Annotated in this window: 6 protein-coding genes and 1 pseudogene; 4 read left to right on the top strand and 3 right to left on the bottom strand. The window is 70.3% G+C overall.

Annotated features, from left to right (window positions below):
• Positions 1–79: 79 nt before the first annotated feature.
• Complete coding sequence (locus RMT89_RS39620) at positions 80–979, bottom strand: LysR family transcriptional regulator (RefSeq protein WP_315888601.1); 900 nt, start codon at positions 977–979, stop codon at positions 80–82.
• Between the two features lie 10 nt (positions 980–989).
• Positions 990–1,733, bottom strand: a complete 744-nt coding sequence (locus RMT89_RS39615) for a helix-turn-helix domain-containing protein (protein ID WP_315888600.1) — start codon at positions 1,731–1,733, stop codon at positions 990–992.
• 243 nt (positions 1,734–1,976) lie between these two features.
• Here RMT89_RS39615 and RMT89_RS39610 point away from each other — a divergent pair, with 243 nt between their 5' ends.
• The 4 genes from RMT89_RS39610 (at position 1,977) to RMT89_RS39595 (ending at position 5,125) form a co-directional block, all read left to right on the top strand.
• A complete protein-coding gene (locus RMT89_RS39610) occupies positions 1,977–2,645 on the top strand; it encodes a DUF4097 family beta strand repeat-containing protein (RefSeq protein ID WP_315888599.1) in 669 nt (222 codons plus the stop codon).
• An 11-nt stretch (positions 2,646–2,656) separates the two neighbouring features.
• Positions 2,657–3,613 (top strand): ATP-binding cassette domain-containing protein, encoded by a 957-nt coding sequence (locus RMT89_RS39605; RefSeq protein WP_315888598.1) that lies wholly within the window; start codon positions 2,657–2,659, stop codon positions 3,611–3,613.
• A complete protein-coding gene (locus RMT89_RS39600) occupies positions 3,610–4,401 on the top strand; it encodes an ABC transporter permease (protein ID WP_315888597.1) in 792 nt (263 codons plus the stop codon). Before RMT89_RS39605 ends, RMT89_RS39600 begins: the two co-directional genes overlap by 4 nt.
• A gap of 163 nt (positions 4,402–4,564) precedes the next feature.
• A complete protein-coding gene (locus RMT89_RS39595; protein WP_315888596.1) occupies positions 4,565–5,125 on the top strand; it encodes a DUF6817 domain-containing protein in 561 nt (186 codons plus the stop codon).
• A gap of 23 nt (positions 5,126–5,148) precedes the next feature.
• Here the strand turns inward: RMT89_RS39595 and RMT89_RS39590 are convergent.
• A pseudogene (locus RMT89_RS39590) lies at positions 5,149–5,299 on the bottom strand (branched-chain amino acid ABC transporter permease); the annotation flags it as partial.

Raw genomic sequence — 5,299 nt, 5'->3', positions numbered from 1 at the left:
ACGACGGGTTCGGGAGGAGGCCGCTGGGAAAAGGACCAGCCCCAAAGGCTGACACCTCGCCCGGCGGCCCACCTCACGGTCAGCCTCGGCCAGAAGTGACCCGGCAGGTCGCGGAGACGGTCTCCGCGAACGCCCGGGCCTGCGGACTGAGCGCGTCCCAACGGCGGACGGCCCACCCCACGGACAGCGGCCGCAGCGCCGGAAGCTCCACGAGGGCCAGCCCCCGCCCGGAGTCCCCGATCCCCGGGAAGGCCGGTACGACGGCCCGCCCGAGCCCCAACTCTGCGAGCAGCAGGGCCGTGTCCCAGTCGGCGACGCTCGTGTCGGCGGCGAACCGTATGCCCAACTCGGCGCAGGCGGCGTCGAGATGGGCGGCGGAGGTGGAGTGCGGGGGGAGCCGGATGATCCGGAGCCCGTGCAGCGCGGAGGGTTCGAGGGCGGGGCGGGCGGCGAGCGGATCGTCGGCCGGTACGGCGAGGACCCAGGGGAGTTCGACCTCGCCCCGCTGCTCTATGCCCCGCACGGGAGGGCCGAGGGTGACCCAGGCGAGGTCGAGGTCACTGCCGACGAGCGCGTCGAAGCAGCCCCGGCTGGAACTCTCCGTACGGAATTCGAGGCTGACGCGGGGATGCAGCCGCCGGAACGCCACGACGGCGTCGGCCATGAAGTGCCGCACGGTGGTACCGCCGGTGGCCACCCGCACGGCCCCCGTCTCGCCGTCGACGAGGTCCCGGAGCCGCCGCAGGGCGAGGTCGATCCCACCGAGCCCCTCGGCGGCCGCGGCCTCCAGCACCCGCCCGGCCTGAGTGGGCACGACCCCGCGGGCCTGCCGCTCCAGCAGGGCGACCCCGGTCTCCCGCTCCAGCCGCTTCACATGCTGACTGACGGCGGACTGGGTGCAGGACAGATCCCGGGCCACGGCACTGAGGCTGCCGGCCCGGCACACGGCGACGAACACCCGGAGATCGTCAAGAGTCACAACGCCCAAGCTAACGCTGAGCGTTCTCCTCGTCCGAGGCCGGTGCCGGTTTGGTGTGGAGGATCTCGCGGGCCTGCTCGGCGGCGCGGATGATGCTCTCGGAGACGTAGTCGACGAAGCGCGCGATGTTCTCCAGGCGGACGGCGGCCGGGGTGCCGGTGCCGAGGATGTGGACACCCTGGCGTGCGGTTTCGGCGAGATGGGCGGTGCTGCGGGCGCTGGCCATCATCGACTCGTACATGACGTCGTCGTCGACGACATAGCGCTCGCGGCGGCGCTCGTCGCGTTCCCGGCGGACCAGGCCCTGGGCTTCGAGGAACGTGACCGACTTGGAGATGGACGCCGGGCTGACCTGGAGACGCTGCGCGAGTTCGGACGCGGTGAGGCTGCCCGCGTCGGTGGTGAAGAGGCAGCCCAGTACCCGGGACACCATCTTGGGGGCGCCCGACTGCATGAACACGGTGGTGAGCGCCTCCTCGTACTCGCGCACCGCCTCGGCGTCCCGTCCGTGGGCCTGCGGGGGCGTGCCCGGGGTGCGGGGTGCGGGCTGCCTGCGGCGGTGGGCGCGCTGTTCGGTGGCGCGGTGGGCGAGGTCGGCGCGGTAGGCGGTGGGGCCGCCGTTGCGCATGACCTCGCGGGTGACGGTCGAGGTCGGGCGGTCGAGGCGGCGGGCGATCTCCGCGTAGGCGAGGCCGTCGGCCAGCCCCAGCGCGATCTGCTGGCGTTCGGACTGGGTGAGTCTGCCTCCCGGCATCGTGGTCTCCTTCGTGGTTCGTGGTGTCCTCAGCATAGCGTTCATCGCCATTCCATTGCAACGAATCGGAGTGTCGTTGTTGCGTTATCTTTCAAGCTGTTGCAATGATTTATTGGTTGTGAGCTGCAATGATGGCTATTTAGTGCAACGAATGTGTTGCCAGTTCTTTGAACGCAACGTAGCTTTTCCGTCATCAGAAACGGACGGGCCGACAGGGGTCCGCCGGATGAGAAGGAGAGCACCATGCACACGTTCAAGACCCCCGCCCCGATCTCCGCCGTCCTGGACATCCCCGCCGGGCGCATCGAGTTCATCGCCGCCGACCGGTCCGACACCGTCGTCGAGGTCCGGCCCGCGAACGCCGCCAAGTCCCGTGACATCAAGGCGGCGGAGCAGCTGGAGGTCGGCTACGGCGACGACGGTGTCCTGCGGATCCAGGCGCCGGAGGCGGGCAACCGGCTCCTCGGCCCGTCCGGGTCCGTCGAGGTCACCGTCAAGCTGCCGGCCGGCTCCCGCGTCGAGGCGAAGACGGCCGCCGCCGAACTCCGCGTCGTCGGACGGCTCGGCGACGTCGACTTCGAGGGCGCCTACCACCGGATCAAGATCGACGAGGCCGCGAGCCTGCGCCTCACCGCCACCGACGGCGACATCGAGGTCGGCCGGCTCGGCGGCCCCGCCAAGATCAGCACCCAGCGGGGCGACATCCGGATCACCGAGGCCGTACGCGGCGAGGTCGTCCTCAGCACCCAGTCCGGCGACATCACGGTCACCGCCGCCGCCGGAGTCTCGGCGGCCCTGGACGCCGGCACCGGCTACGGCCGTATCAGCAACGCCCTCAAGAACGACGGCTCCGCCGCACTCGACATCCGCGCCACCACCTCCCACGGCGACATCACCGCCCGCAGCCTCTAAGGAGCTCCCTCATGACGAACCCGGCCATCGCGGCGAACGGGCTGCGCAAGTCCTACGGCGACAAGACCGTCCTCGACGGCATCGACCTGACCGTGCCGGAAGGGACGATCTTCTCCCTGCTCGGCCCGAACGGGGCGGGCAAGACCACCGCCGTCAAGATCCTCTCCACGCTCGTCAGCGCCGACGCGGGCGAGATCCGCGTCGGCGGGCACGACCTCGCCGCCGATCCGCAGGCGGTGCGTGCGGCGATCGGTGTCACCGGCCAGTTCTCGGCGGTGGACGGCCTGATCACCGGTGAGGAGAACATGCTTCTCATGGCGGACCTGCACCACCTCTCGCGCAGCGAGGGGCGGCGGGTCGCGGCCGAACTGCTGGAGCGCTTCGATCTGGTGGAGGCCGCGAAGAAGCCCGCGTCCACCTACTCCGGCGGGATGAAGCGGCGCCTCGACCTCGCCATGACCCTGGTCGGCAGCCCGCGGATCATCTTCCTCGACGAGCCCACCACCGGTCTCGACCCACGCTCCCGGCACAACATGTGGGGCATCATCCGCGAGCTGGTCTCCGACGGCGTCACCGTCTTCCTCACCACCCAGTACCTGGAGGAGGCCGACGAACTCGCTGACCGGATCGCCGTGTTGAACGACGGCAAGATCGCCGCCGAGGGAACGGCGGACGAACTGAAGCGGATGATCCCCGGCGGGCACGTCCGGCTCCGCTTCACCGACCCCGCCGCCTACCAGTCCGCCGCGTCCGCACTGAGCGAGTCCACCCGCGACGAGGAGTCTCTCGCCCTGCAGATCCCGAGCGACGGAAGCCAGCGCGAACTGCGCGCCATCCTCGACTGGCTCGACGCCGCCGGCGTCGAGGCGGACGAACTGACCGTGCACACCCCCGACCTCGACGACGTCTTCTTCGCTCTCACCGGCGGCGCGGCCGTCCCCCACCAGTCCAAGGAGAACGCCCGATGAGCTCCCTCTCTCTCGCCGTACGCGACTCGACGACGATGCTGCGGCGCAACCTGCTCCACGCCCGGCGCTACCCGTCCCTCACCCTGAACCTGCTGCTCACGCCGATCATGCTGTTGCTGCTCTTCGTCTACATCTTCGGCGACACCATGAGCGCGGGCATCGGCGGAGGAGGTCCGGACCGCTCCGAGTACATCGCCTTCATCGTGCCGGGCCTGCTGCTGATGACCATCGGCAGCACCACGATCGGCACGGCGGTCTCCGTCTCGAACGACATGACCGAGGGCATCATCGCCCGCTTCCGCACGATGGCCATCCACCGCGGCTCTGTGATCATCGGGCATGTCATCGGCAGCGTGCTCCAGGCGGTCATCAGCGTCGTCCTGGTGGGAGCCGTCGGTGTCGCCATCGGCTTCCGCTCGACCGATGCCACCGTCCTGGAGTGGCTCGCGGCCTTCGGACTGCTCGTACTCTTCGCTCTGGCGCTGACCTGGATCGCGGTCGGGATGGGCCTGATCAGCCCGAACGCCGAGGCGGCCAGCAACAACGCACTGCCCCTGATCCTGCTGCCCCTCCTGTCCACGGCCTTCGTCCCCCTGGACGCCCTCCCGGGCTGGTTCCAGCCGATCGCCGAGTACCAGCCCTTCACCCCTGCCATCGAGACCCTGCGCGGCCTGCTCCTCGGCACCGAGATCGGTAACAACGGCTGGCTCACCATCGCCTGGTGCCTCGGGCTCGCGGTGCTCGGATACCGCTGGTCGACGGCGAAGTTCAACGCCGACCCGAAGTGAACTCCCAAGCTCTTGCTAAGGGTTGGCGAGGATTCCCAAGGATTGACTGCACCATCCGTCCGTACGACGATCGTCCAGGGCCCACCAGGGCGGCAACCCGCTCCACCCGGGAAGGAGCGGGTGCCGACCCGATCACCCCCCACAGCCCGAAGGGACAGGTGCCGTGTCCAGCTCCCGCTTCAGCCCCGATGCCCTGGCGTTTCTGAGGGAGTTGGGAGCCGACCGGATCCCGCACCCCGGCGGCACCCTCCTGGCCCACCTCGAACGCGTCCGTGACCGCCTCGCCCTCTGGGGCGCCCGCCCCGCCCTCCAGCTCGCCGGCCTCTGCCACGCCTGCTACGGCACGGACGGCTTCCCCGCCGCACTGCTCTCGCTCGACCACCGCGAGGACCTGGCCGAGGTGATCGGCCCGGACGCCGAGGCGATCGTGTACTTCTACGCGAGCTGCGACCGCGCGGCCTCGTACCCGTCCTTCGCGGACTCCGCCCCCGCCTTCCGCGACCGCTTCACCGGCCGGACCTACGCCCCTGATCTGCATCTGCGCCGCGACTTCGCCGAGGTGACCGTGGCCAACGAACTCGACCTCGCCCGCCGGGACCCGGCCTTCCGCGCACAGTGGGGGCCCGACCTGCTCGCCCTGTTCACCCGGCTGCGCCCGCTGCTGCTCGTCTCCGCCTGGCAGGACTGCCTCGACGTCCTGGGAGCGGGTCGGCACAGCGCTTGACTTCACAAGAGCGTCCCCCCGACGAACAACCCGACCCCGGAGACCCAGAAGGCCACCCGCCGCCGCCCGGGATCCGCCTGCGCCAGCGCGAACGCCACCGTCTCGTCCGTCACCAGACGGGCCCCGAGAAAACGGGACAGACGGCCACCGCTCCCCAAGACATCCGCGACCGCC

Origin of the sequence: Streptomyces sp. P17 (assembly GCF_032436805.1) — a bacterium.
In the GTDB taxonomy this organism is placed as follows: Bacteria; Actinomycetota; Actinomycetes; order Streptomycetales; family Streptomycetaceae; genus Streptomyces.
Note: the sequence above shows the minus strand (reverse complement) of the source record. Positions and strands in the feature narration are given on the sequence as shown.